The sequence below is a fragment of the Hymenobacter agri genome (assembly GCF_054778495.1).
The window spans coordinates 1-2514 of sequence record NZ_BAAGZM010000613.1 but is presented as its reverse complement, the minus strand read 5'-3'; the positions used below and the strand labels follow the sequence as shown (position 1 = coordinate 2514).

At 62.6% G+C, this 2514-nt stretch carries 2 protein-coding genes and 1 pseudogene; all 3 read right to left on the bottom strand.

Annotated elements, in window-relative coordinates:
• Positions 1–516, bottom strand: a 516-nt coding sequence (locus tag ACYVDE_RS20130) for a hypothetical protein (RefSeq protein ID WP_460503323.1), incomplete at its 3' end; no start/stop codon positions are given.
• 136 nt (positions 517–652) lie between these two features.
• Positions 653–1954: a glutamate-1-semialdehyde 2,1-aminomutase gene (gene hemL / locus ACYVDE_RS20125; protein ID WP_460503322.1), complete on the bottom strand. Its 1302-nt coding sequence runs from the start codon at positions 1952–1954 to the stop codon at positions 653–655.
• 130 nt (positions 1955–2084) lie between these two features.
• A pseudogene (locus ACYVDE_RS20120) lies at positions 2085–2514 on the bottom strand (hypothetical protein); the annotation flags it as partial.

Sequence of the window (2514 nt, the reverse complement as noted above, 5' to 3'; positions counted from 1 at the left end):
CGTAACGGGCGCTTCGGGCTGGGCCTCGGTGGAGGCGGCGGGCAGGGCTTCGGCAGGCGCACCGGAGTCGTTGAACTGGGCACTGGCCTGCTGAATGAGGCGCTGCTCGGCCCGGATGAGGGCCACCCGCTCGTCGCGCGGCAGGTTGTGAATGAAGAACTCGAAGTTCTTATCCAGCAATACCGATTTCAGCTGTTTTTCGAATTCCGCCAGCGTGAGCGGGCCATTGCCAAAACGGTTTTTATACCGCTCGGCAATGCCGTTATAATTCATAAACAGCTGCTTAAGCGCTGCATTATCACCGAAGCCGTCGAAGCTGCGGCGCGCGGCAGCGGTACGCAGCGTGAGCGGAAACTTACCCCGGGTGAACGACTTGTCGTACACCGTTTCCATGGTGCGGAAATTCAGCTCGTCGATGGTTTTGTCGAAGAGGCGTTTGTTAGCCTGGGCCGGCGTTTCGGCGTGGGCAAACGTGGCAATCAGCAGAAAAAGGGCAAGCAGATGGCGTTTCAGCATCGGGCAAAGGTAAAGCGCAAGGTTGCGCAAAGTTGAAAAATTAAGTTTCGCAAAGGCAGAGGCCAGACGGCATCCGAGTTCAGCCCGCGGCTGCAAAGGCTCATCAGCCTTTGCGAAACTTGCTTTTCACTTTGCGCTACTTTGCGCGATGGGCCTCCACCAACGACTCGCGGCAGGCGGTAAGGTACTTCTCCACTAGCTCGTCGCTGATGGCCGTGGACACGAACAGGGCCTCAAATTGCGAGGGCGCGAGGTAGATGCCGCGCTCCAGCATGGCGTGGAAATAGCGGCCGAAAGCGGCGGTATCGCAGTGTTTGGCGTCGTCGAGGTTGTTCACCGGCTTATCGGTGAAGAACAGGCTGTACATGGAGCCCACGCGGTTCACGGTGTAGTTCAGGCCGAGTTCGGCGGCAATCCGGCGGGTGCCGTCGGCGAGGCGGGCGCTGGTGGCTTCGAGGGCCGTGTAAAGCTCGGGGTGCTCGTGCAGGTAGCGCAGCTGGGCCATGCCGGCGGCCGTGGCCATGGGGTTGCCCGAGAGCGTGCCGGCCTGGTACACTTTGCCGGCCGGGGCCACGCAGTTCATGATGTCTTCACGGCCGCCGTACGCGCCCACAGGCAGGCCACCGCCGATGATTTTGCCCAGCGTCACCATGTCGGCCGTGATGCCAAAAAGCTCCTGCGCGCCGCCCTGGGCCAAGCGGAAGCCGGTCATCACCTCATCAAAAATGAGCACGATGCCGTGCTGGGTGCACAGGTCGCGCAGGCTCTGCAGGAAGCCTTTGGCGGGAATTACCAGGCCCATGTTGCCCACCACGGGCTCCAGAATGAGGGCGGCTACCTGGCCGGGATTGGCGGCGATGAGAGCTTCGACGGCCGCTAGGTCGTTGTAGGGCGCGGTGAGCGTGTCCTGGGCCACGCCCTGGGTCACGCCGGCCGAGTCGGGCTCGCCGGTGGTGAGGGCTTCGCTGCCAGCGGCAATCAGGAAGGCGTCGCCGTGGCCGTGGTAGCAGCCTTCGAATTTGATAATTTTGGCGCGGCCGGTGTAGCCGCGGGCCGCCCGGATGGCCGACATGCACGCCTCGGTACCGGAGTTCACCAGCCGGACTTTTTCCACGCCGGGCACCATGGTCCGAATCAGCTCGGCCATCTCCACCTCGCGGTTGGTGGGCGCACCGAAGCTGAGCGAGTGCGGCAGGGCCTCGCGCACAGCGTCGAGCACCACGGCCGGAGCGTGGCCCAGAATCATCGGACCCCAGGAGTTGATGAAGTCGACGTAGCGGTTGCCGTCAACGTCGGTGAGCCAGGCCCCGTCGGCGCTGGCCATAAACACCGGCGAACCACCCACCGAGCGGAAAGCCCGAACCGGCGAGTTAACACCGCCGGGAATGAGGGTTTTAGCGCGTTCGAAAAGGGCAGCGGAAGTGGTGAGATTGAGCATTTTATTGAGGGTTAAGTTTTGAAGGTTGAGGGTTGAGTTTTTCGTGTTGAGAATTGGAAGAGCGAAGGCGTGGCATAGCCATAGCCGACCACCTGATTCAACCCTCAACCTTCAAAACTCAACCCTTCGATTAGCGCAGCACCTGATACTCCAGGCCGCTGAGCTTGATGATGGGCACCACCTGGTTGTCGTGGGCGCCGCCCAGGTAGCTGGCGCCCTGGAAGATAGCGCCGGGCGTCTGGCTAGCGGCAGACAGGCCAGCCTGGAAACCGGGCCCGTACTGAAACAGCGCGTTGCCGAAATACAGCAGCAGTTCGAAGCCCTGGCTGGCAAACACCGACGGCGGCAGGTGCTGCCGCTGCAAATACATGGCGCGGAACCGGCGGAAACCCATACCCTGCTCGTCGTAGTATTTCGGCTGAATGAAGTAGGTGCCCGCGCCGTTGAGTTGGCTTACGTCGAGGCGGGGATTGTCGAGCCAGGCGCCGGGGGCCAGCACGCCGGGACGGGTGGCGGCGGGCTGCTGCTGCACAAGGCGCAGGGCGTAGGGCCCCACACGC